This is a genomic window from Bacillus sp. FSL K6-2865 (assembly GCF_040311405.1).
Lineage (GTDB): Bacteria > Bacillota > Bacilli > Bacillales > Bacillaceae > Bacillus > Bacillus velezensis.
In genome coordinates this window covers 3,017,813-3,040,997 of sequence record NZ_CP152036.1, presented here as the reverse complement: position 1 = coordinate 3,040,997, position 23,185 = coordinate 3,017,813, and the positions used below count along the sequence as shown (strand labels likewise).

Below are 23,185 nucleotides of genomic sequence, written 5' to 3'. Positions count from 1 at the left end.
ACATGTCAAGCAAATTGTTAAGGGGCACGTTCGTGCTGACGCTCGGCACCTATATATCGCGGATTTTAGGGATGATTTATCTGATCCCGTTCGGAGCGATGGTCGGAGCGACGGGCGGAGCTTTGTTTCAATACGGATATAATCAATATACACTGTTTTTAAACATTGCCACGATGGGATTTCCCGCCGCGGTTTCAAAATTTGTCTCGAAATATAACTCCAAAGGAGACTATGAGACGAGCAGGCGGATGCTGAGAGCGGGAATGTCGGTTATGCTCGTAACCGGGATGATCGCTTTTTCAATTCTTTATATTTCGGCGCCGTTTTTTGCGGAAACATCTCTCGGCGGCACGAGTAACAACGGACTTACGATTGACCACGTCGTTTATGTCATCCGGATGGTGAGTCTGGCACTTTTGGTCGTGCCGATTATGAGTCTTGTGCGCGGTTTTTTCCAAGGTCATCAGATGATGGGGCCGACAGCCGTTTCACAGGTTGTGGAGCAGCTTGCCCGGATCATCTTTTTATTGGGCGCAACGTATTTGATTTTAAGAGTGATCAACGGCGGCCTTGTCATCGCAGTCGGATACGCGACTTTTGCGGCGCTGATCGGATCATTCGGAGGGCTTGTCGTCCTTTATATTTACTGGAATAAGCGGAAGGGCGATCTTCTGGCGATGAAGCCGAATCTCGTCCCGTCTGCGAACTTAAGTTATAAAAAAATGTTCATTGAGCTTTTCAGTTATGCCGCTCCTTACGTATTTGTCGGACTGGCGATTCCTTTGTATTCTTATATCGATACGAATACGTTTAATAAAGCGATGATTGCGGCAGGCCATAAGGATATCAGCCAGGACATGCTTGCGATTGTCACTCTTTATGTGCCGAAGCTTGTCATGATCCCGGTTTCTCTGGCGACCGCTTTCGGTCTGACGCTGATTCCGACGATTACTGAATCGTTTACGAGCAGGAATTATAAGCTTTTGAACCAGCAGATTAACCAGACGATGCAAATCATTCTGTTTTTGGTTATTCCCGCAGTTGTCGGGATGTCCGTGTTATCGGGTCCGGCCTATACGTTCTTCTACGGCTCTGAAAGTCTTCGCCCGGATATCGGACAGGATATATTGTTCTGGTACGCGCCTGTCGCGATTCTGTTTTCTCTGTTTACCGTAAACGCCGCGATCCTGCAAGGGATTAATAAGCAGAAATTTGCTGTCGTGAGCCTTTTCATCGGCGTCATTATAAAAGTGGTGCTGAACGTGCCGCTGATCAAGCTGTTTCAGGGAGACGGGGCCATCTTGGCAACGGCGCTCGGTTATATCGCTTCTCTTCTGTACGGTTTTATTATGATTAAGCGCCATGCGGGCTATTCGTATACGGTACTTATAAAACGGGTCATTTTAATCGCAGTCCTGTCCGTCGTGATGGGAGTCGCGGTCAAGCTGACTCAATGGCTGCTCAGTTTCTTTGTAACATACCAAAGCGGCCAGGTGCATGCGGCGATTGTCGTCTTTGTCTGCGCCGCTGTCGGCGGTGCGGTGTACATGTTTGCCGCGTACCGAATCGGATTTTTACAGAAAATGTTTGGAAACCGTCTGCCCCGTGTTTTGAGGAGAGGCAGGCATTCCGCCCATTGAGAAATAATGAATAGTCCGCTTATCGCGGGCTTTTCTTTTTAAAGGAGAGGATCAGGATGAGACTTGATAAACTGCTTGCCAACAGCGGATTCGGCTCAAGAAAAGATGTGAAAAAAATCGTCAAGGCCGGGGCTGTCATGATTGACGGAGAGCCGGCGAAAGATGTGAAAACCCATGTCGATCCGGAAAAACAGGACATCACGGTATACGGAGAGCCGGCAGACTATCGTGAATTTATTTATGTCATGATGAATAAGCCGCAAGGAGTCCTGTCCGCTACCGAAGACAGTCGCCAGCAAACGGTGGTTGATCTGCTGACGCCTGAAGAACAGCGATTTGAACCGTTTCCGGCAGGACGTCTTGATAAGGATACGGAAGGCTTTTTGCTTCTGACTAATGACGGGCAGCTCACTCATCGCTTGCTTTCTCCGAAAAAGCATGTGCCTAAAACATATGAGGTCCGGTTAACCTCGCCTCTGTCACCGGAAGACATCGTTCATCTGGAAAGAGGCGTCGTCATTGAAGGAGGCTATAAAACGAAGCCGGCAGCCGTTGAAATCATTACAGAAAGCCCGGATGAAACGGTGATTCACTTGACCATTACAGAAGGCAAATATCATCAGGTGAAGCTGATGGCAAAGGCTGTCGGAAATGAAGTGGCTTATTTGAAGCGGCTTTCGATGGGGGCTGTTTCTCTTGACCCGGATCTTAAACCGGGAGAATTCCGCGAGCTGACTGAAGAAGAGCTCGAAACGCTGAGAGGCGCTGAAGTGTAATCGATATCAGAAAAGCCCAAAACAGATTTGTTTTGGGCTTTTTATATAGAGGAACAAAAAACAAGGCAAAGACGCTGCTTTGCCTTGCAGCATGTCAGGCCGAAAAGGGCCTTATGTAATTGTTCGCTTAAGATGTAATTTTCACTTTTTTTCGTGTTGTCTCCCACTTGCCTCGGCTAGGACTATGAACAAGATCATTGTATGCTAACACATTTAAGTCTCGCTGAATGGTTCTAGGTGTAATGCCGAATTCATCAACCAGTTCCTGTGTTGTCACAAGGCCTTTTTCCTGGATGAACATGTAAACTGATTTAATCCGAGTCAGCATACGATTTGTTGAAGGTTTCAAAAAACCACTCCCTATCATAAGATCGGATGGACTTGATATACCACAACTTTCGACTCTAAAACTTCGTACGAATAAGCAACAAAGGATGACATTCTGTTTTTTCTCTTTTAACTGCCTCCATTATACACGATATGGACAACATGAATCTAGGAATAAGCGCAGATAATTTTTTCCAAATGGGTGCCGCCTTGGTGCATTACTATGCCCGGTCCGCTTTTATTATTATGGAAACTGAAACTTTTTTTATACATGTCCGTATGAAAACGGGGGAGTGAGAAGTTTGGGAGAATTATTGAATGCAAACATTGTCTGCGCCGGTTATGCTGACAGGCCGAAGGTGATTTCTGATGTATCTCTGTCAGTCAATGCGGGTGAAATTGCCGGTTTAATCGGAGCGAACGGCGCGGGGAAAAGCACAGTGATAAAGGCGGTTCTCGGGCTGTCCCGGGATATAGAAGGCGGTATTGAGTGGAATGATTCATCTTATGCTTACATACCGGAGCGTCCGAGTTTTTATGATGAACTGACGCTTTGGGAGCACCTCGAGCTGACCGGGTCATTGCGGGGTATAGAAGGGGAAGAATGCCGTGAGCGGGCAGGGCGGCTGCTTGAAGAGTTTTCGCTGACGTCTGTAACACATGATTTGCCTTCCGGTTTTTCAAAAGGGATGCAGCAAAAATTGATGCTCATACAGGCATTTTTGGCGAAGCCGGATATTTACATCATTGATGAGCCTTTTATCGGACTTGATCCGATCTCAACAAAGCTGTTTACCGACATGCTGATTGCTGAGAAAGAAAGGGGCGCGGGGATTTTAATGTGCACTCATGTTCTGGATACAGCGGAAAAAATCTGCGACCGGTTTTATTTGCTGGATCAGGGCGCTCTGCTTCTTCAAGGCACGTTAGAGGAGCTTCAGGAAAAAACGGGGAGCCGTTCACTGCTGGATTGCTTTTATTCAGCGGTTCGGAGCAGTCAGCGATGACCGGGCGGGCTTTGTTTTTTCAAAGGCTGTTTCATTATTGGCGGTATCAATGGAAGGTGTTTCAGACGGTCATTGATTGGACGGTCGCGCTGTATATCGTTCTTCCCGCTGCCGCATTTGCCGTTTATCAATATGCTGAATGGCTGAACGGCAGGGGGCTTCTTAATGGAGCGGCAGGAGTATTAGGATGGGGCTGGCTGTATGTATTCAGTGCCCTGCTGTTGTGCACGGGTTTTATTCATACCTTTTTGCTGGAAGCGGATCACGTATTTTTGGTGCATGCAAAACTTCTGATGCAAAAGCTGAAACGGTACGCGCTTTTGTATTCGATGTTCCTTTCCCTTATCAAATGGGGTGCGCTTGCCGTATTGTTATTTCCCTTATGGCGCCAATACGGTGACTGTACCTTACCGGCATATTCAGGTATGTTTTGCTGTCTGTTCGGCTTCCATACCGCGATATTAGCGGTGCACCGGCACAGAAAAAACAGCAGGCGGACATTCGGGAATCAGGCGGCGGGCTGGCTGAAAGTGATGGTTCTGATGGCGGGTGCGTTTTTTATGATCGTCTTTGCCGCCGAATGGTATTGGCTTTGGCCGGCGGGATGTATATTGTTCATCTGTTCCGCTCTTTTGACTTGGAAAGGGACGGAGACATTATCGGCCTTTGAGGAAGAAGTGCTTGAGGAGAACAGGCGCAAGCTTTCATTCGCGGCCTCTGTTTTGATGCTCAGCCATGATGTGCAGCTCCCGAATGGTAAACATAAAGGGCGGAGCAAGCCGTTTTTATATCCCGGCTCAAAGCACATCTTTACAAAACGGTCGGCGTATACGGCGTGGAAAGAATTATTCTTTAAAGTGCTGATCCGAAACGGCGGGTATCTCCGGCAGCTTTACCTTTTAACCGCGGCTTTTACGGCTCTTATTCTCGTTCTTCCGCTCTTAATGAAGCCGGCAGTCCTCATTTTGTTTGCGATCGTCAGCCGCTATGCCGCGTCACTTTTATTTGACCGGATCACGGATAAACCGGTTTTAAGCGGTATCAAGAGAGACAGTGATGACTATTTCAGGGCGCGAAACAGCGCATTAACCGTCATCCAAGTCATCTGTTCCGCCTGGTGTCTCATTGCCGCGATTCTTTCCGTTCTTTATATGTGAAAATCCCTTTCCGAAAAAGGAAAGGGATTTTTCTTAATGTCCGTTCAAAATAAAAAGCTGAATAAAAAACAGCACGGCGAAGATGATGACTAAAGGATGGATTTCGCGCCATTTTTTCTTAGCTGCTTTAACAAGCGGATATGAAATGAAGCCGAGTGCGATTCCGGTTGAAATACTGGACGTTAAAGGCATCGCCAAAATGACGAGAAAGGCCGGGAACGCTTCATCAAGCTCATTCCAGCGGATATTCGACACAGCACCCATCATCAGGCTGCCGACAATAATCAGAGCCGGTGACGTAATCGCTGACACTTCCGATAAGACGCTGACAAGCGGGCTGAAAAACATGGAAACGGCAAACATAACCGCAATCGTCAGCGCCGTCAGACCCGTTCTTCCGCCGGCCGCCACACCTGCTGAAGATTCAACGAACGCGGTCGTCGGGCTGGTGCCGAAGATGCTTCCCACCGTCGTAGCGGTCGAATCAGCCAAAAGCGCTCTTCTGGCATTCGGCAGCTGATTGTTTTTGATCAGTCCCGCTTGTTCGGCGACACCGATCATGGTGCCGGTCGTGTCAAAAATCGTAACGAGAAGAAAAGAAAACACAACGGCGTACAGACCGTGATGCACGACATCCCCGAGGGCTCCGAACGGATTTGTGATCAAAAGCCCCTCCGGCAGGTGCGGGAAGGACATGAATCCTTTCGCGAAATGGATCTGTCCGGTCAAAAAGGCAATGATAGCGGTCAGCGCCATGCCGATGAACAGAGCCCCGTTAACATTCAGCACCATCAGTACAATACTGATGATAAGTCCGATAAGCGTTAAAATGACGGCGGGCGAATGAAGATCGCCGAGTGCGACCAGATTAGATTTATCAGCCGTGATGATTCCGGATTGGCGTAAGCCGATAAAAGCGATAAATAAGCCGATGCCGGTCGTAATTCCGTATTTTAAATTGTCCGGAATCGCTTCTATAAGTTGTTTTCTTAAAGGCGTTAACGATAAAATAATAAAGATGACTCCCGCAATAAAAACGGCGCTGAAAGCCGTCTGATACGTAATGCCGCTGCCTGTGCCGACAACGTGAAAGGCGAGATACGCGTTTAAGCCCATGCCGGGGGCAATGGCGATCGGAAAATTCGCAGCGAGAGCCATCCATAAAGTTCCGACAATGGAAGCGATAATCGTCGCGGTGAACACCTGGTCAAACGGAATTCCCGCATTGGAAAGGATCACCGGATTGACGACAATGATATACACCATTGTGAAAAAGGTGGTCAATCCCGCGGTAATTTCTCTTTTTATTGTCGTTTGATGCTTGTCGAGATGAAACATAAGTACCTCCAATGACGAACATTTTTTCAAAACATCATCTATATTATTCGTTTTATCGACATTTTGCAAGTCTTTATCAAGAAAGGGGATTTGTGATGAACTGGGAAGTTGAAGTCATCAGAAACAAAGAAGATCTGATCCGTGACACGCAGAAGTTTTTGCAGATCAACAGCGTAATGGACGAATCAACAGCCGGTCCCGGCCGGCCGTTTGGAGAAGGCGTCAATGCCAGCCTGACGTCACTGCTGGAATTCGGTGAAAAAGAAGGCTTCACCGTAAAGAATCTTGATGGCTATGCGGGCCATATTGAATGGGGAACGGGTGACGAAATCGTCGGCGTTCTGTGCCACGTCGATGTCGTTCCGCCCGGAGACGGCTGGACGAGCGATCCGTTTTCAGCCGATATCAGGGACGGCCGGATATATGCCAGAGGCGCCATAGATGATAAAGGGCCGACAATGGCGGCGTTTTATGCGCTGAAAATCGTCAAAGACATGCAGCTCCCTTTATCCAAACGCGTGAGAATCATCATCGGAACGGATGAAGAAAGTGATTGGAGATGCGTGGATCACTACTTCAAACACGAAAAAATGCCTGACATCGGCTTTGCTCCTGACGCGGATTTTCCGATCATTAACGCGGAAAAAGGAATTATAGATGCATCACTGCGCATTGTAAAAAGCGCTTCTGACAAAGACGCAAAAAACGGGCTTCTGTCATTCCGTTCAGGACTGCGCTTGAACATGGTGCCGGATGCGGCTGAAGCGGTTATTGAAGGGGACGGTCTTGATGCCGTGCACGCATATTTCAGCAAATGGCTTGAGCAGTCAAAAACACAGGGTGAAGCAGTTTCGGAAAATGGAAAACTGACGCTTCGGGTATACGGAAAATCATGCCACGCGATGGAACCGGATAATGGTGTCAATGCCGGCTTAAAGCTTGCTGAATGCCTTAACGGAACAGAGCTGGATGAAGCCGGAAAGCACTTTGTCAAAACCGTCAGTGACTATTTTTCAAATGATACACGAGGCAAAAAACTGAAAATTAATTGCAGGGATGACATCAGCGGAGAGCTTACATTGAATGTCGGCACCTTTACATACAGAAAGGGTGAGGAAGGAGAACTCGGCATCAACATCCGTTATCCCGTCACTTCAGACAGCAAAGTCATCCGTGATGCTTTTACGTCTGCTGAAGAATTCCGGCTTGAAGAATTTAAAGACAGCAAACCGCACCACGTTTCTGCCGATCATCCGCTCGTAAAGACGCTTCAAAAGGTTTACGAAGGACAGACGGGAAAGAAAGCGGATCTGATTTCAATCGGCGGAGGAACGTATGCGAGATCCCTTTCGGCGGGCGTCGCGTTCGGGCCGCTGTTCCCCGGCCGGCCTGACAGCGCGCATCAAAAGGATGAGTACATTGAAATCGATGACCTTCTCCGGTCAACCGCTTTATACGCCGAAGCCATTTATGAGCTTGCCAAGTGATAATAAAAAGGGACGCCGAAAGCGGCATCCCTTTTTATCATTCAAATGACCATAAATCCGTTGATAAATAACGTTCTCCCGTATCGGCCGTCATACAGATGACGATCTGTTCGGAAGGGAGGCGTTTTGCGGTTTCAATGGCGGCGAAGCAGGCGGCGCCTGAAGACGGGCCGACGAGTATACCTTCTTCCCGGGCCAGACGGCGTGTTGTCGTATACGCATCTTCATCAGATATTTTCATGATTTCATCGTAAACGTCCTGATTCAGTATGCCGGGAATAAATCCGGGGCTTGTCCCGACAAGCTTATGAGCGCCGGGTTTTCCGCCAGACAGGACGGGAGATCCCGCGGGCTCGGCGACATGAACAATCATATCCGGGAAAAGCTCCCTCAGCGTTTCTCCGGTTCCGGTAATGGTTCCGCCCGTTCCCGCCGTTGCCACAAAAGCACCGAGCGGTCTGTTGAGCTGCTGAACGGCCTGATAGATTTCAATGGCGGTCGTTTTTCGGTGGGCATCTGGATTTGCGCCGTTATCGAATTGCATCGGGATAAAACTTCCCGGAATCTGTTCGGCGAGTTCTTTCGCTTTTTTGATGCTGCCGGGCATTCTTTCCGCCCCCGGTGTTAACACAACCTCCGCGCCGTACGCTTTCAGGAGGTTGATGCGTTCTTTCGTCATCGTGTCAGGCATGACGAGGATTGCCTTGTAGCCGCGCGCCGCCGCGTTCATCGCCAGGCCGATGCCTGTGTTGCCGCTTGTCGGTTCGATGATGACGGAGCCGGGTTTTAAATGCCCGCTGTTTTCCGCTTCAATGATCATATTGTAAGCCGCTCTGTCTTTGACACTGCCGCTCGGGTTAAACGATTCTAATTTTAAATAGACCTGTGCTGCATGTTCTGGCTGAAGACGATTGAGCTTTACGATCGGTGTGCCGCCGATCAGCTCCGCCGTGCTGTTTACGATTTTCAAGGCCGGCTCATTCCTTTCTGTATAAAACGTTCGGTACATAATATCCTATCATAATGAGCGGACAGGGTTCTCCTCTCCGCTTATCCGTTTTATAATAACACCATAACCAAAGAGGGGGAGATCCTCGTATGAGAGCTTCATTGCCGCATTATTTTATCGGCATTCCGATTCCGGCTGACATTGCTGAACCGATTTGGGAAGCAGCCAAAAAGGAGCCGGCGTTATCATTCAAAAAATGGGTGCACCCGCATGACTATCATATTACACTCATTTTTCTCGGAGCCGCGGATGAAGAACGGCTTGCGAAATTATCGTCTCTGCTCGCAGATGCTGCGTCGGCAGCGCAGCCGTTTACCGTACAGTTTCAGCATCTGGATATTTTCGGCGACCGCAGACAGCCGAGAGTGCTTCACCTTGAGCCCGAACGGAATGAACTGCTCTTTGATTTGCGGGAAAAAACAAAACAGGCTGTTTTGAAAGCCGGTTTTCAAGTGGAAAAACGCCCGTATCACCCTCATATGACGATGGCGCGGAAGTGGGCGGGAGACCGGCCGTTTCCTGACGATGTGCCGTTTGAAAGCGGCAGGGTGCAAAGTGCCGTCAGCCGGTTTTCCCTGTTTCAGACCCATCTTGACCGGTCGCCTAAATACGAAGAAATCGCACAGTTTCAATTGACATAAACAAATATTCGGAGTGGAGAAATCACATGGCACAGATCATCAAAATTCACGACTGCATATCCAGATATGAACTTGATCCATATCATTATATGAACCAGTTTATCCGGCTGAAGAAAGAACGCTTTGAGGCGCTTCTTGAAGCGTTTGACCGGATGACGGAAGAAAAAGAAACGGAAACGGCTGCCGGCGGGGAAACCGATCAAGCGCCGGCCAGGAAAAAATTTTCCTTAAAAAAGAGAAAAGAAGAAAATACGGCCGATATAAATGAAAAGAGGCACCAATGGTTTGATGAGCCGGAGGGAGAAGAGGCGCTGTTCGGGAACCTTCCGTCTCAAAAGTCTGAGCTTGCGCCTTTTTTCAAAGATCAGCTGTATGACTTTCAATTAAAATGGGCGAGCTCCACGCTTTCTCAAAAGTCTGAGCTTTCGCAGGCGGTCAAAAGGGACGGGATGTTAAAAATGCTGGCTCAAAAGCTGCCCGATTCCTATTTTGTGATGTATCATCCGGTTCTGCAAATTCAGCAGGCGTCCGTCGAACTGAGCATGATCATCATCTCGCCGCTGGAGATTTTCTGCGCTGCTTTTATGGAAGCGGAAGAGGACAGCGTATATATCGGATCAAAACACCGTTTTTGGGAAGAAAGAGGCTCCGGCAGCACACGCCAAGTATTGAATCCGGCTCTCAGCCTGCAGCGGACGGGCTCGGTCGTTTCGCAAATCGTAAAAGAAAAGCAGGCCGACATTCCCGTGCGGAAGCTTTTACTCAGCAGAACGTCTTATATTGATTACCCGGAGCCGCCGTACGGGCTGGAAATAGCTGATAAACGGACTGCCGCAGGGTGGCTGGAAAAGCAGCAGAAAAATACGGCGCCGATCAAGCACCACCAGCTGAAGGCGGCGAAGGCTCTTTTGTCTTACGGCTTGAGCGATTCAAGCCGGAGACAGGAATGGCTTGATTAAAGCGGACGTTTGCCGGCTGTCTCTTCATCTATGAAGCAGGTGAAAACAAACGATGAGTCAATGGTTTTTTATTATTAATCCGGTCTCAGGAGGCGGGCGGGGCCGGCGTGTCTGGAAATCAGTTCAAAAAGAGCTGACCAGGCGCGGGGTCAGCCACCGCTCTTTTTTGACCGGGCATCCCGGACATGCGGAGGTGCTGGCGAGACAGATTTCAATGATGCAGGATCATAAGCTTAAGCGGCTGTTCGTCATCGGCGGTGACGGGACGATGCATGAAGTCATTAACGGACTGAAAGGAACGGATCAGATTGAGCTGACCTTTGTGCCCGCCGGTTCGTACAATGACTTTTCCAAAGGGCTCGGTATTAAGAAGTCGGCGCTCCTCCAAGAAATCAAAAGTCTGCACCGCCCGCTCACACGGAAATTTTTTGCGGGAAACATCAACTTTTTTCATGACAAAGCGCAATCACTTTATTTTATTAACCACCTGTCTGTCGGCTTCGATGCCTCAGTTTTGAAGGCAGCCGCGAATTTTCCGTTATCGCGCGTTCTTCGGTTTTTGCGTCTCGGCTTTGTGATTTACCCGCTCGCGCATTTACATACGGCCTCGGGGTTTCAGCCGTTCAGATTTGTTTGCACGGCAGACGGCCAGAAGCGTGAATTCCGCAATGTCTGGTTTGTCATTGCGGCTAATCACCCTTATTACGGAGGCGGCATGAAAGCGGCGCCTTCAGCAAATCCCCGTCAAAACCATTTTGATATTGTCATCGCAGAAAACCTGTCCTTTTTCTCACTGTATCGTTTTTTATGGGCGATGAGCTTCGGCCGGCATATCAAAATGGACGGAGTGACGATGATAAAGGGGAAGGAATTCGTTTTTGAAACAGATGGGAAAATTCCGTTTCACGCTGACGGCGAGCTGATCGGAACGACGCCGTTTCGGCTTATGCCGGGCGGTACGCCGTTGAAAATAAAAACATAATAAACAAATGAAACCCGTCAAATGTTTCACGGCAAAGAGCGGTTCGCGGCATAAATCTTCAGAATTCACAGGTGTTCTTGCTAGTTATGCTTGACGAAGTTTGTGCTGTAGCGCTAAAATTTATAGGACGGCTATTGATTAGCATATGAGACTCTCAATAGCTGTCTTTTTTATTCTCATGAAATTGTTTATGACAGGCCGCTCCGCCAATAGAGACAGGCTGGAGGCCTATTCTAAAATATTTTAAGAAATGATGGGTTGAACATTGATATGAACTGGTTGGGACAATTACTAGGTAGCGATTGGGAGATCTTCCCCGCCGGAGGAGCTACAGGAGATGCATATTATGCGAAACATAACGGCCAACAGCTTTTTTTAAAACGTAATAGCTCGCCCTTTTTAGCCGTGTTATCTGCCGAAGGCATTGTTCCGAAGCTGGTTTGGACGAAACGGATGGAAAACGGGGACGTCATTACGGCTCAGCATTGGATGGCGGGCAGGGAGCTGAAGGCAAAGGATATGAGCGGACGCCCGGTGGCTGAGCTGCTCCGCAAAATCCACACATCAAAAGCTTTGCTCGACATGCTGAAAAGATTGGGAAAAGAACCGCTTGATCCGGGCGCCCTTTTGTCGCAGCTGAAGCAGGCCGTCTTTGCCGTGCGGCAATTTTCGCCGCTTATTCAGGAAGGCCTTGCTTATTTGGAAGCTCATGTGGATCAGGTGCAATTCGGTGAAAAAGTCGTTTGCCATTGTGATGTGAATCATAATAACTGGCTTCTGTCTGAAGACAACCAGCTGTATTTAATAGATTGGGACGGCGCCATGATAGCTGATCCGGCCATGGATCTCGGCCCTTTATTGTATCATTACGTCGAAGAGCCAGCGTGGGACAGCTGGCTTGGGATGTACGGCATGAAGCTCACGGAAGGGCTTCGGCTGCGGATGGCGTGGTACATGTTATCGGAGACCATCACCTTCATCGCCTGGCACAAATCAAAAGGAAACGACAAAGCGTATCATGATGCCATGGAAGAGCTTCATGCCCTGATGAAGCGGATTGTCAAGTAGTCAGGAGTACGAATCCATCTGCTCCACCCATTGGGACAAATGGTTTTGGTGCTCCTGAATATGCGTGTCGATGGAATCGGCCGTGATGCCGGACTGGCTGTAGCGGTAGACATCCTCGAGCACGTTTTTTATATTTGAATCAAGCCCGGTGTTGGCCATCAGTGATTTGATGACGCGCTCCAGCTGTTCATACTCGGCAACCGTGCCGCAGCAATCCAATTGATGGTCGGCCAGTATGTCCTTTAATAACCGGACCTGATGTTCGCTTGTTAAGCCCATGATTCATATACACATCCTTTCTGTGTCATACATTGTGCAAAGCGGTGCGGTTTTATGCATCACATGAGTGTTCCGGACCGGGGAGCCTCTTTTTTTATGCAGCCGGCGCCTTTAAAAGGCGCTTGCGGCTCTTTATGTTTCATGGTATGTTGTTACTCGAAATTATAGATAGAGGTGTCAATCATATGAGAATGCGCCATAAACCTTGGGCGAATGATTTTCTGGCAGAAAACGCTGACATCGCCATCAGTGATCCGGCCCAGTATAAAGGGCGGTGGAACACGGTCTTTGGCAATGACAACCCGATCCATATTGAAGTCGGTACCGGAAAAGGGCAGTTCATTTCAGGAATGGCCAAGCAGAATCCGGATATCAACTATATCGGGATTGAGCTGTTTAAAAGCGTCATCGTCACTGCCGTCCAAAAAGTTAAGGACAGCGGGGCTCACAATGTCCGTTTGTTAAATATAGACGCGGAAACACTGAATGACGTATTTGAACGGGGAGAAATCAAGCGCGTATATTTAAACTTTTCTGACCCGTGGCCGAAAAACCGCCACGAAAAGCGCCGTTTAACTTTTAAAACGTTCTTGAAAAAATACGAAGAAGTGATGGGCGAAACAGGTGAGATTCATTTCAAAACCGATAACCGCGGTTTATTCGAATACTCTCTGAAAAGCTTTTCCGAATACGGCCTGCTTCTGACGGAAGTCAGCCTTGATCTGCACAACAGCGATCCGAAGGGCAATATTATGACAGAATACGAAGAAAAATTCTCCGCGCTCGGCCAGCCGATTTATCGGGCCGAAGTTGAATGGAGAACAAAAGACAGACTCTGATGCGGGAGTCTGTTTTTTTATGCCGCCATTTGCTACCATTACATCAGGAGGGATCAAGATGGAGACATTGAATATTGGGAATATTTCATTAACATGGCTGGACGGCGGTGTAACGCATATGGACGGCGGAGCGATGTTCGGCGTTGTTCCGAAACCTTTATGGTCGAGAAAATACCCCGTAAATGACAAAAACCAGATTGAATTAAGAACAGACCCGATTCTGATCAGAAAAAACGGCCTGAATATATTGGTTGACGCGGGTATCGGCCGAGGGAAATTCTCTGATAAACAAAAAAGGAATTACGGCGTAACACAGGAATCCAATCTGAAACAATCTCTTCGTGACCTCGGGCTTTCTTGTGAGGACATTCATATTGCCGCGATGACCCATCTTCATTTTGACCATGCATGCGGCCTGACGGAGTACAGCGGAGAGGAGCTTGTCTCTGTTTTCCCGAATGCCCGCATTATCACTTCTGCAACAGAGTGGCGCGAAATGAGAAATCCTAATATCAGATCGAAAAATACATATTGGAGAGAAAATTGGGAGGCGGTACAAGGTCAGGTCGAAACCTTTGAGAACGAGTATCAGCTGACAGAAGGCATTACGATGCACCACACCGGCGGCCACAGCGACGGCCACAGCGTCATCGTCTTAGAAGACGGAGGGGAGACGGCTGTGCATTTTGCCGACCTGATGCCGACGAATGCGCATAAAAATCCGTTATGGGTGCTGGCCTATGATGATTATCCGATGACCTCTATTCCAGAAAAGCAGAAATGGCAGACGTTCGCGGCAGAAAAAGACGCCTGGCTGATTTTCTATCACGACGCGATTTACAGAGCGGTAAAATGGGGAGAAGACGGCGAAGTGGCTGCCTCTGTCAAACGGGAGAAAAAATAAGCGGATCGATGATTTGCCTGTATGAATTTCGGGAATAAAAGCAAACCTAAGACAAATTGCTTTGAAAGGAAGAGACAGGTGAATCAATTTCAAGTGACGAAAGATGGAGAAATCAAAACAACACTGCGCGGATTAGAAGTGCTTTCTACGCCTTTTTTAAATAAAGGGGTGGCCTTTACACAGGAGGAAAGAAAGGAACTCGGGCTCGAGGGATTTCTTCCGCCGAAAGTATTGACAATCGAAGAGCAGGCGAGGCGGGCCTACGAACAATTCAGTTCGCAGCCTGATGAGCTGAGCAAAAATGTGTACTTGACCGCTCTCCATGACCGGAATGAAACGTTATTTTACAAACTGTTAAATGATCATTTAGGCGAAATGCTGCCGATCGTATATACGCCGACCGTCGGCACCGCGATCCAGCGTTACAGCCATGAGTACAGAAAACCCCGCGGTCTGTATTTGTCAATAGATGATCCTGAGGGAATGCGCGCCGCATTTCAGCAGTTCGGAAAAAATGAAAACATTGATTTAATCGTTGCCACAGATGCCGAGGGCATTCTGGGAATCGGTGACTGGGGCGTCGGCGGCATCGCCATTTCTGTCGGAAAACTCGCGGTGTATACGGCGGCGGCCGGAATTGATCCGTCACGAGTGCTTGCGGTCGTATTGGACGCGGGGACAAATCAGGAAAGCCTCTTAAATGACCCGCTGTATGTCGGAAACCAGCATTCAAGAGTGCGCGGCGAGAAATATGACCGCTTTATTGATGAGTATGTCTCGCTTGCCCGGGAAACATTCCCGAATGCGCTGCTTCATTGGGAGGATTTCGGTACGGCTAACGCCCGCGGCATATTAAAACGGTATAAAGATAAAGTCTGTACGTTTAACGATGACATTCAAGGAACAGGCGCGGTATCGCTTGCGGCTGTTTTAGCGTGTGCAAAAGCATCAAAAGTGCCTTTAAAAGAGCATAAAGTCGTCGTTTTCGGCGCGGGAACGGCCGGTATCGGAATTGCTGAGCAGCTGCGCGAAGCCATGGTGCATGACGGATTAAGCGAAGAAGAATCCTACAGCCATTTTTGGTGTATCGACAGAAACGGATTGTTAACGGATGATATGAAGGACTTGCGTGATTTTCAGGTTCCGTACGCGCGCCCTGCTGATGAAGTGAAAGAGTACGGCCGCAGCGGTGAAGGCGGATCAATTGATCTGGCGGAGACGGTGCGTCAGGCCAAGCCGACGATTCTGATCGGCACATCCACCGTATCAGGCGCATTTACGGAAGAAATCGTCAAAGAAATGGCCTCGCATGTCAAACGGCCCGCTATTTTGCCGATGTCAAACCCGACGACATTATCAGAAGCAAAACCTGAAGATTTGATTAAATGGACGGAAGGCCGCGCGCTTGTCACTACGGGTAGTCCGTTTCCGCCTGTTGCGTATAACGGCGTTACCTACCATATCGGACAGGCGAATAACGCGCTCGTCTTCCCGGGACTCGGACTCGGCACGATTGTGACGAAAGCAAGGATCATTACGGACAATATGTTCGTTGCCTGCGCGAATGCCATCGCCGGTATGGTGGATGTCGGCAAGCCGGGGGCGCCGATGCTTCCGAAAGTGGAGGATCTCAGGACGGTATCGGCAACTGTGGCGGTAGCTGTAGCTAAAGCTGCGATTCAGGACGGTGTAGCGGAAACGGAACCCGAGGATCTGATCCAAGCGGTGCAGGACGCGATGTGGCACCCCGTATATAAACGAATTCGGCCGATGTAACCGAATAAAGCCCAAAACGCTGATGGTTTTGGGCTTTATTTTTTGCTTGTCCGAATTATGAGGCGACAGAATCAACGACATCGACAATCTGGCCTGTTTTTGCATTGACCATAACTTCATATTGCTCCAGTTCGCCGAATGCCGAACGTGTCACGCCGGTCTTGTATACCTGGATGGTTTCTCCGTTTACCTGGTAGGGCTCGGGCTCTGTGTAAATCCATGATCCGTCTATCGGCCCGCGCTGTTTAAAAGCCGCTTTCACGATACGGAGCGCTTTTTCTGAAGAGATATAAGGTTTCATCGCATACTTTTTCACTGCGATGGCAGCGCATAATCCGACTCCTGCACCTAAGAGAAAATGACGTAATTTCAATATGAAGCACCTCCAATTATGTCGTAATTTTTATTATACAGAAGATGCCAGACGGTGTTAAGTAAAGCGGCGGTTTTCCAGCCCATTCAATCTGAGCGCTTGGAAAACGGTTGTTTTTCTAATAAAATAAAAGCATTACATAGAAATGAGGGGAAAATATGAATGAGGAAACGAAAACGCTTTTCCGGACGCTGACGCAGCTTCCCGGCGCACCGGGAAACGAACATCAGGTCCGCTCCTTTATGAAACGGGAGCTTGCGAAATATGCGGATGACATCGTGCAGGACAGACTCGGAAGTGTTTTCGGAGTAAGGCGCGGCGCTGAAGATGCGCCGACCGTTATGGTAGCCGGCCATATGGACGAAGTCGGGTTTATGGTAACGCAGATTACGGATAACGGCATGCTGAGATTTCAGACGCTCGGCGGCTGGTGGAGTCAGGTGCTGCTTGCCCAGCGCGTCGAGGTGCAGACGGATAACGGACCGATTATCGGCGTCATCTCAAGCATCCCGCCCCACATTTTAACGGATGCCCAGCGCGCAAAGCCGATGGAGATCAAAAATATGATGATTGATATCGGTGCCGATGACAGAGAGGACGCGGTCAAAATGGGGATCAGACCGGGACAGCAGGTCGTGCCTGTCTGCCCGTTCACCCCGATGGCCAACGAGAAGAAAATATTGTCCAAAGCGTGGGATAACCGCTACGGCTGCGGGTTAAGCATTGAACTATTAAAAGAGCTGCACGGAAAAGACCTGCCGAACAATCTGTACGCCGGGGCCACCGTTCAGGAGGAAGTCGGCTTGAGAGGGGCGCAGACAGCGGCCAACATGATTCAGCCTGATCTCTTTTTCGCGCTTGATGCCAGCCCGGCAAATGATATGAGCGGCGATAAGGAGCTGTTCGGCCGTCTCGGCGAGGGGGTGCTGCTCCGCATTTTCGACAGAACGACGGTCATGCACCGCGGGATGAGAGAGTTCGTCCTTGATATGGCGGAAACGCACAATATCCCTTATCAATATTTCGCTTCAGGCGGGGGAACGGATGCCGGACGGGTCCACATATCAAACAGCGGGGTTCCGTCTGCCGTCATCGGCATTTGTTCAAGATACATTCATACAAATGCCGCCATCATCCATGTCGATGATTATGCCGCGGCGAAAGAAATGCTCATTAAGCTGGTCATGGCGAGTGACAAACAGACGGTCGAAACGATCAGAGAAAATGTGTGAAAAAATAAGCAGGACCGCATAAAGGCGGCCTGCTTATTCTGTTTCAAATAAATAAGAGAGTGCTTTCATCGCTTGATTGACGGTTTCGACCGTGATATTCGCTTTTCCGGAAAGCTCTTTCAGCGGATGATGAAGTTCTTTCGGGCGGATGAGAATGAGCGGCTTTCCTTTTGCGATGGCATAAGAAGCATCCATCGCGGTATTCCACTGCTTATATTTCTCGCCAAACAGGGCGATCACAAAATCGGCTTTTTCCATCAGCACCTCTGTACGGAAATTGTTGATATCAGAAGCTCTGGCGTCTTTTAAAACAGAATCGGGCTGCACGCCCATAATCTCTTCTCCGATATTGTCTGAGCGTTCATGGTTTTCCATCGGGCCGACAAACGTAATCGGCAGGTCCAGCGCCGTTGCTTTTTGCTTAATCTCATCCCGCCAATTACTGTGGATTTCACCCGCTAAATACACGACAAAATGCATCTTTTGCCCCTCCTTATGTACATATTCAGATTTTCGTACGGCTACAAGCAAAATGGTAAACGAAACTTGCTTGATAATGCAAATGAAATATGATAATGATATTGCATATAGTTGGTCTTGCTGTAAACAGTCTGGTATGATCCAATTGGACAAACATCAGCATATAAAAAACTCATAATCCAGATGGAGGAATGACAATGAAAAAGATTGAAAGCACGGAAGAATTGCAAAAAGCGGTACAAGACGATTGGGCGGTATTTATGTTTTCAGCGGATTGGTGCCCGGACTGCCGCTTTGTGGAGCCGTTTCTCCCTGAGCTGGAAGCGGACTTTCCTGAATTCACTTATTACTACGTAGACCGCGATCAATTTATTGATACATGCGCGGAATGGGAAATTTACGGCATTCCGAGCTTTGTTGTGTTTAACGGAGGAAAAGAAGTGAACCGCTTCGTCAGCAAAGACCGTAAAACAAAAGAAGAAATTGAGCAATTTTTAACCGATTCCCTTGCTAAAGCATAAAGGAGGCCACGGGCTTTGAAAATGACGTCAAGGAAGCTGGCGGATTTATTAAAACAGCGCCTGCAGCACGAGAACCGATCCTTCTTTTTTGACAGAGAAAAAGACACCCTCCGTGTTGAGGATCAAACGACCAAAAAAGGCATCACATTGGAGCTCCCGCCGATCATTGCGAAGTGGGAGACGAAAAAAGAAGAAGCGATCGACGAAATCGTCTACTATGTGTCAGAAGCAATGGAGGCGATGGAAGGCAGCGGACAGGAGATGTCCGGAAAGGAAGCCGGTATCTATCCGGTCATCCGCTCCACATCATTTCCCGATCAAACGAGCGACGGCATTCCCCTCGTGTATGATGACCATACGGCCGAAACGAGAATCTACTACGCGCTTGACCTCGGCAAGACGTACCGCTTAATTGACAGCCGTATGCTCGAGAAAGAAAACTGGACAAAAGAACGGATCAGGGAGACGGCGTCATTCAATCTTCGCTCTCTTCCTTCAGTTGTGAAACAGGATACGGTTGCGGACAATTATTTTTATTTTTTCAGGGCGAATGACGGCTATGACGCCAGCCGGATTCTCAATGATTCGATTCTTCATGAATACAAGCAGGCCGCTGAAGGCGAATTGGCGATTTCCGTCCCGCATCAGGATGTATTAATACTTGCTGACATTCGAAATGAATCGGGTTATGATATTTTAGGGCAAATGTCCATGAGCTTCTTTGCAAGCGGCACGGTGCCGATTACGGCCCTTTCATTTCTGTATAATGAAGGCAGACTGGAACCTGTGTTTATCATGGCGAAAAGCCGGCCGAAAAAGGATTAGAAAGGATTTTTCTTATGAACGCTTTTTACAATAAAGAAGGTGTGGGAGATACGCTTCTGATCTCTCTTAAAGATGCGGCACGCGAAGAAATCGCCTATGAAAGAGAAGGCGATGTCATCAGAATCTTTAACAAAGAAACAAAAGAAACGACGGGTTTTAACATTTTTAATGTGTCTTCTTATCTACAGATTGAGGACAACGGCCCCGTCGCTTTGTCTGAGACATTCGTTCAGGATGTGAATGAAATACTGAACAGAAACGGCGTTTCAGAAACGCTGACGGTTGACCTTTCTCCGAAATTTGTTGTCGGTCACGTTGAATCGAAAGAAAAACATCCGAATGCGGATAAACTGAATATCTGCCAAGTGAATGTGGGAGAGGAAACCCTCCAAATCGTTTGCGGCGCGCCGAACGTGGACAAAGGGCAAAAAGTCGTCGTCGCTAAAGTCGGCGCGGTGATGCCGAGCGGACTTGTGATTAAAGACGCTGAATTAAGAGGCGTTCCGTCAAGCGGCATGATCTGCTCCGCGAAAGAACTCGCTTTGCCGGATGCGCCGGCGGAAAAAGGGATTCTTGTTCTTGAAGACAGCCGCGAGGCCGGCGAAGCATTTCAATTCTAACTCCCATAAATAAGCGCACAGAATCGAATGATGTGAGAGAAAGCCGTTAAGCAGGCCTGCTTAACGGCTTTCTTCAGTTGGGAGCTTAATCTTTTCTGAGCCGCCCGGCAATGGTATACTAAATATCGTCCCAGACTACTAAAAAGGGAGTTAGAGAGTGATTAAACATGAGTTGGCTGAATAAATTTTTTGACTTATTTTTAGGTGAAAAAGAAGAAGAGCATGAACGTGAACCAAACACGCATGCCCAAATCCCGAAACAGCAGATACCGGATCAGCCAGAAGGCAAATTCACGCGCATGGAAGATCCTAAAATATATTACGAATATCCGAAAGGGAATTTCCGCTTCCCCGTCGTTCCGGACGGCTATAAGCGAACGGAGCAAAACCAAAGACAGCGGGAAAGGCACGAACGCCGCCAGCCGTCCCGGGATTATGCCGCCGGGAAGGAGCAAACCGAGCGGAAACAGCATACACATAAAGAGCCTGAAACGGTGAAAAAGCCCTTTAAACCGTCATCCATTCCTTCACCGGTTTACGGCTTTCAATCTCAGCACAGCATAAAAAAAGCGCCTAATTCCGAAAAGCGGCGTGAAGAGAACGTAACATTGCTTTCAGAGGAGCAATTTGTTCCGCCAAAAGCCGGCCAGGAAACAGAAAAAGAGCCCGTCTTCACAACATCCGGCATAACAAAACAGACGAATGACCGGCCAGAACCGTTTGCGAAACAAGAAACGGAAGAAATCCCGGCCGTTAAAAAAGAGGAGCTTCACACCGAGGCTGAGAATGCAAAAGAGCAAGTGTTTGCAGCAGCAGAACCGCAGCAGACTGAAGAGCGGGAGCACACGGAAAGCGCGGAGTCTGCCGGCTTTACAGAAGAACAAGAGCATGAACAAACCCGCCCGCAGCCTATTAAAGAGCCTGAGTATGAAGAATCCCGAACGGCTGAAAACACAGAGGAACAAGCGGCGCCGCAGGAGGAATATCAGGAGCCTGAGCCGGAAAAAGCACCGCCTTTTGAAACCGCAGAAGAAACGGTGTATACATACACAGAACCCGGATACGATGAGGAAGTTCAGCCGCAGTCTGAAGACAAGCCCGAATCAGCTGAAACCGACGCGGAACAGGAAACAGACTCGCAGCCTGAGTACAATGAAGTCACGCGGCATTCAGACCCCGAGCCTGAACCTGCAAGCATCGAGACGGCCGATGCCCCGTCCCGGCCTGCCGAAGAAAAAACGGAGCATCAAGGACAGCCTCAGACTGTGAAAAAAGCGGAGCGGCCGAAAGAGCGCAATGTTCCGTTTAACGTCATGATGCTTAAAAGCGATAAACACAAGCAGGCGAAGACGCCAGAGGGCGGAGCGAGCTATGTCTTTCCGAATCTGTCGCTTCTGGACGTACCGCCGGCGCAAAGACATGACGACCAATCGTGGATTGAAGAACAGCGCGAGCTTTTAAACGTTACACTGAAAAACTTTAATGTGCGCGCCCAAGTCGTTCATGTCACACAAGGCCCGTCCGTCACACGTTTTGAAGTGCATCCTGAGCCCGGAGTGAAAGTAAACAAAATTACAAACTTAGCAGATGATATTAAACTGAGCCTGTCTGCCAAGGATATTCGGATTGAGGCGCCGATCCCCGGTAAAAACACGATCGGCATTGAAGTTCCGAACCGCGTAAGCAAAGTCGTCGATTTAAGGCAGATGATCAGAAGCGCCGCTTTCAGGACGAATCCGTCTCCGCTTACAGCCGCGCTCGGTGTCGATATTTCCGGAAACCCGGTCGTCATTGATTTGAAAAAGATGCCGCACGGGTTGATAGCGGGTGCGACAGGATCGGGAAAAAGCGTCTGCATCAATACCATTTTGGTCAGTCTGCTTTATAAGGCGGATCCGAGTGATGTCAAAATGCTTCTGATCGATCCGAAAATGGTCGAGCTTGCGCCTTATAACCAAATTCCGCATTTGGTCAGTCCCGTCATCACGGACGCAAAAGCCGCGACCGCCGCGTTAAAATGGGTTGTGGAAGAGATGGAACGGCGATATGAACTGTTTGCCCATTCGGGTGTGAGAGATATCGGCCGCTTTAATGAATTAACCGCCGATCATAAGACAGGCGAAAAGCTTCCGTACCTCGTAGTGGTCATTGATGAGCTTGCCGATTTAATGATGGTCGCGCCGAACGATGTGGAAGAAAGCATTGCCAGAATCGCGCAGAAAGCGAGAGCCTGCGGCATTCATCTGCTTGTCGCGACACAGCGTCCGTCTGTCGATGTCATTACCGGTATGATCAAGGCAAACATACCGACGAGGATTGCATTCTCCGTCTCAAGCCAGGTAGATTCCAGAACGATCATCGACATGGCGGGAGCGGAAAAGCTGCTCGGAAAAGGCGACATGCTGTACTGGGAAAACGGTACCGGAAAACCGGTGCGCCTGCAGGGCAACTTTGTATCCGACAGAGAAATTGACCGCGTCGTCTCTCATGTCAGAAAGCAGCTGCCGCCTTCTTATTTGTTTGAACAGGAAGAACTGATCAGGCAGGGAACCGCCCTTAAGGAAGAAGACGAACTGTTTCCTGAGGCGTGCCAATTCGTCGTGGAGCAAAACAGTGCCAGCACCTCAAGCCTTCAAAGAAGGTTCAGAATCGGTTATAACCGCGCCGCGAGGCTGATTGACATGATGGAAGCCGAAGGCATGATCTCAGAAGCGAAGGGCAGCAAACCCCGTGAAGTGCTGATTACGGCCGCTGACATTGCTCAAGAATAAGAATATCGTTCATTTTTCTCACAAACATGGTATGATAGTGGATGGACCATCAAAACTGCATCACTGTCACGCGCTGAAATATCATGCGGCAGGTTTAATCAAAAAGAAAGTTACAGATACTGACGATAACGTAAAAATAAATGGAAGCGCCGCTGTGCGGGCTTTTCGCCCGCG

23 protein-coding genes are annotated in these 23,185 nt (G+C 48.8%); 17 read left to right on the top strand and 6 right to left on the bottom strand.

Features of this window, described 5'->3' with window-relative positions; translation table 11 throughout:
- The first annotated feature begins 2 nt into the window (after nucleotides 1-2).
- Nucleotides 3-1,640 (top strand): polysaccharide biosynthesis protein, encoded by a 1,638-nt coding sequence (locus NYE42_RS14940; protein WP_003152313.1) that lies wholly within the window; start codon nucleotides 3-5, stop codon nucleotides 1,638-1,640.
- Nucleotides 1,641-1,696: 56 nt separating this feature from the next.
- Nucleotides 1,697-2,416, top strand: a complete 720-nt coding sequence (locus NYE42_RS14935; RefSeq protein WP_144663865.1) for a pseudouridine synthase — start codon at nucleotides 1,697-1,699, stop codon at nucleotides 2,414-2,416.
- Nucleotides 2,417-2,543: 127 nt separating this feature from the next.
- Here NYE42_RS14935 and NYE42_RS14930 read toward each other — a convergent pair whose 3' ends face one another.
- A complete protein-coding gene (locus NYE42_RS14930; protein ID WP_003152337.1) occupies nucleotides 2,544-2,765 on the bottom strand; it encodes a DeoR family transcriptional regulator in 222 nt (73 codons plus the stop codon).
- A 280-nt stretch (nucleotides 2,766-3,045) separates the two neighbouring features.
- Between NYE42_RS14930 and NYE42_RS14925 the strand changes: the two genes are divergently transcribed.
- Both NYE42_RS14925 and NYE42_RS14920 read left to right on the top strand, forming a co-directional pair.
- The gene (locus NYE42_RS14925; RefSeq protein WP_064115643.1) at nucleotides 3,046-3,750 is read left to right on the top strand and encodes an ABC transporter ATP-binding protein; all 705 of its coding nucleotides are present in this window, start codon (nucleotides 3,046-3,048) and stop codon (nucleotides 3,748-3,750) included.
- Nucleotides 3,747-4,907, top strand: coding sequence for an ABC transporter permease (locus tag NYE42_RS14920; protein ID WP_342497027.1), 1,161 nt, complete (start codon nucleotides 3,747-3,749; stop codon nucleotides 4,905-4,907). The genes NYE42_RS14925 and NYE42_RS14920 overlap by 4 nt, the downstream gene beginning before the upstream one ends.
- A gap of 33 nt (nucleotides 4,908-4,940) precedes the next feature.
- Here the strand turns inward: NYE42_RS14920 and NYE42_RS14915 are convergent, their stop codons facing one another.
- Nucleotides 4,941-6,245 carry an NCS2 family permease gene (locus NYE42_RS14915; RefSeq protein WP_014418668.1) on the bottom strand — a complete coding sequence of 435 codons (1,305 nt, stop codon included), beginning with the start codon at nucleotides 6,243-6,245 and terminating at the stop codon, nucleotides 4,941-4,943.
- Between the two features lie 95 nt (nucleotides 6,246-6,340).
- Between NYE42_RS14915 and pepV the strand changes: the two genes are divergently transcribed.
- Nucleotides 6,341-7,732, top strand: coding sequence for a dipeptidase PepV (gene pepV, locus NYE42_RS14910; RefSeq protein WP_094032172.1), 1,392 nt, complete (start codon nucleotides 6,341-6,343; stop codon nucleotides 7,730-7,732).
- Between the two features lie 37 nt (nucleotides 7,733-7,769).
- Here the strand turns inward: pepV and cysK are convergent, their stop codons facing one another.
- Nucleotides 7,770-8,741, bottom strand: coding sequence for a cysteine synthase A (gene cysK / locus NYE42_RS14905; RefSeq protein WP_095352847.1), 972 nt, complete (start codon nucleotides 8,739-8,741; stop codon nucleotides 7,770-7,772).
- Nucleotides 8,742-8,830: 89 nt separating this feature from the next.
- On the opposite strand from cysK, the gene thpR reads away from it, so the two are divergent.
- From thpR to NYE42_RS14885, 4 genes are all read left to right on the top strand, one after another.
- On the top strand, nucleotides 8,831-9,382 hold the full coding sequence (gene thpR / locus NYE42_RS14900; protein ID WP_088461252.1) for an RNA 2',3'-cyclic phosphodiesterase: 552 nt from the start codon (nucleotides 8,831-8,833) through the stop codon (nucleotides 9,380-9,382).
- Nucleotides 9,383-9,408: 26 nt separating this feature from the next.
- Complete coding sequence (locus NYE42_RS14895) at nucleotides 9,409-10,341, top strand: hypothetical protein (RefSeq protein ID WP_241457623.1); 933 nt, start codon at nucleotides 9,409-9,411, stop codon at nucleotides 10,339-10,341.
- A gap of 52 nt (nucleotides 10,342-10,393) precedes the next feature.
- The gene (locus NYE42_RS14890) at nucleotides 10,394-11,323 is read left to right on the top strand and encodes a YegS/Rv2252/BmrU family lipid kinase (protein ID WP_020956225.1); all 930 of its coding nucleotides are present in this window, start codon (nucleotides 10,394-10,396) and stop codon (nucleotides 11,321-11,323) included.
- Nucleotides 11,324-11,593: 270 nt separating this feature from the next.
- The gene (locus tag NYE42_RS14885) at nucleotides 11,594-12,391 is read left to right on the top strand and encodes a phosphotransferase family protein (protein ID WP_003152355.1); all 798 of its coding nucleotides are present in this window, start codon (nucleotides 11,594-11,596) and stop codon (nucleotides 12,389-12,391) included.
- Here the strand turns inward: NYE42_RS14885 and NYE42_RS14880 are convergent, their stop codons facing one another.
- Nucleotides 12,392-12,670: a YtzH-like family protein gene (locus tag NYE42_RS14880; protein WP_003152357.1), complete on the bottom strand. Its 279-nt coding sequence runs from the start codon at nucleotides 12,668-12,670 to the stop codon at nucleotides 12,392-12,394.
- A 185-nt stretch (nucleotides 12,671-12,855) separates the two neighbouring features.
- Here NYE42_RS14880 and trmB point away from each other — a divergent pair, with 185 nt between their 5' ends.
- The 3 genes from trmB to NYE42_RS14865 all read left to right on the top strand — a co-directional run bounded on the left by trmB (nucleotide 12,856) and on the right by NYE42_RS14865 (nucleotide 16,189).
- Complete coding sequence (gene trmB, locus NYE42_RS14875) at nucleotides 12,856-13,509, top strand: tRNA (guanosine(46)-N7)-methyltransferase TrmB (protein ID WP_003152359.1); 654 nt, start codon at nucleotides 12,856-12,858, stop codon at nucleotides 13,507-13,509.
- Nucleotides 13,510-13,567: 58 nt separating this feature from the next.
- On the top strand, nucleotides 13,568-14,413 hold the full coding sequence (locus NYE42_RS14870) for an MBL fold metallo-hydrolase (protein WP_015418024.1): 846 nt from the start codon (nucleotides 13,568-13,570) through the stop codon (nucleotides 14,411-14,413).
- A gap of 78 nt (nucleotides 14,414-14,491) precedes the next feature.
- Nucleotides 14,492-16,189, top strand: coding sequence for an NAD-dependent malic enzyme (locus tag NYE42_RS14865; RefSeq protein WP_144663869.1), 1,698 nt, complete (start codon nucleotides 14,492-14,494; stop codon nucleotides 16,187-16,189).
- 55 nt (nucleotides 16,190-16,244) lie between these two features.
- Here NYE42_RS14865 and NYE42_RS14860 read toward each other — a convergent pair whose 3' ends face one another.
- Complete coding sequence (locus NYE42_RS14860; RefSeq protein WP_015240403.1) at nucleotides 16,245-16,562, bottom strand: PepSY domain-containing protein; 318 nt, start codon at nucleotides 16,560-16,562, stop codon at nucleotides 16,245-16,247.
- A gap of 158 nt (nucleotides 16,563-16,720) precedes the next feature.
- On the opposite strand from NYE42_RS14860, the gene NYE42_RS14855 reads away from it, so the two are divergent.
- Nucleotides 16,721-17,794, top strand: a complete 1,074-nt coding sequence (locus NYE42_RS14855) for a M42 family metallopeptidase (protein WP_352426563.1) — start codon at nucleotides 16,721-16,723, stop codon at nucleotides 17,792-17,794.
- Between the two features lie 33 nt (nucleotides 17,795-17,827).
- Here the strand turns inward: NYE42_RS14855 and NYE42_RS14850 are convergent, their stop codons facing one another.
- The gene (locus NYE42_RS14850) at nucleotides 17,828-18,274 is read right to left on the bottom strand and encodes a YtoQ family protein (protein ID WP_095352850.1); all 447 of its coding nucleotides are present in this window, start codon (nucleotides 18,272-18,274) and stop codon (nucleotides 17,828-17,830) included.
- A gap of 197 nt (nucleotides 18,275-18,471) precedes the next feature.
- On the opposite strand from NYE42_RS14850, the gene NYE42_RS14845 reads away from it, so the two are divergent.
- The 4 genes from NYE42_RS14845 to NYE42_RS14830 all read left to right on the top strand — a co-directional run bounded on the left by NYE42_RS14845 (nucleotide 18,472) and on the right by NYE42_RS14830 (nucleotide 23,011).
- Complete coding sequence (locus NYE42_RS14845; protein WP_003152373.1) at nucleotides 18,472-18,795, top strand: thioredoxin family protein; 324 nt, start codon at nucleotides 18,472-18,474, stop codon at nucleotides 18,793-18,795.
- A gap of 15 nt (nucleotides 18,796-18,810) precedes the next feature.
- Entirely contained in the window at nucleotides 18,811-19,620 is an 810-nt protein-coding gene (locus NYE42_RS14840; protein WP_012118213.1) for a DUF1444 domain-containing protein, read from the top strand.
- Between the two features lie 14 nt (nucleotides 19,621-19,634).
- Nucleotides 19,635-20,240, top strand: coding sequence for a YtpR family tRNA-binding protein (ytpR, locus tag NYE42_RS14835; protein ID WP_022552814.1), 606 nt, complete (start codon nucleotides 19,635-19,637; stop codon nucleotides 20,238-20,240).
- A gap of 167 nt (nucleotides 20,241-20,407) precedes the next feature.
- Nucleotides 20,408-23,011: a DNA translocase FtsK gene (locus NYE42_RS14830; protein WP_095352851.1), complete on the top strand. Its 2,604-nt coding sequence runs from the start codon at nucleotides 20,408-20,410 to the stop codon at nucleotides 23,009-23,011.
- The last annotated feature ends 174 nt before the right edge of the window (nucleotides 23,012-23,185 follow it).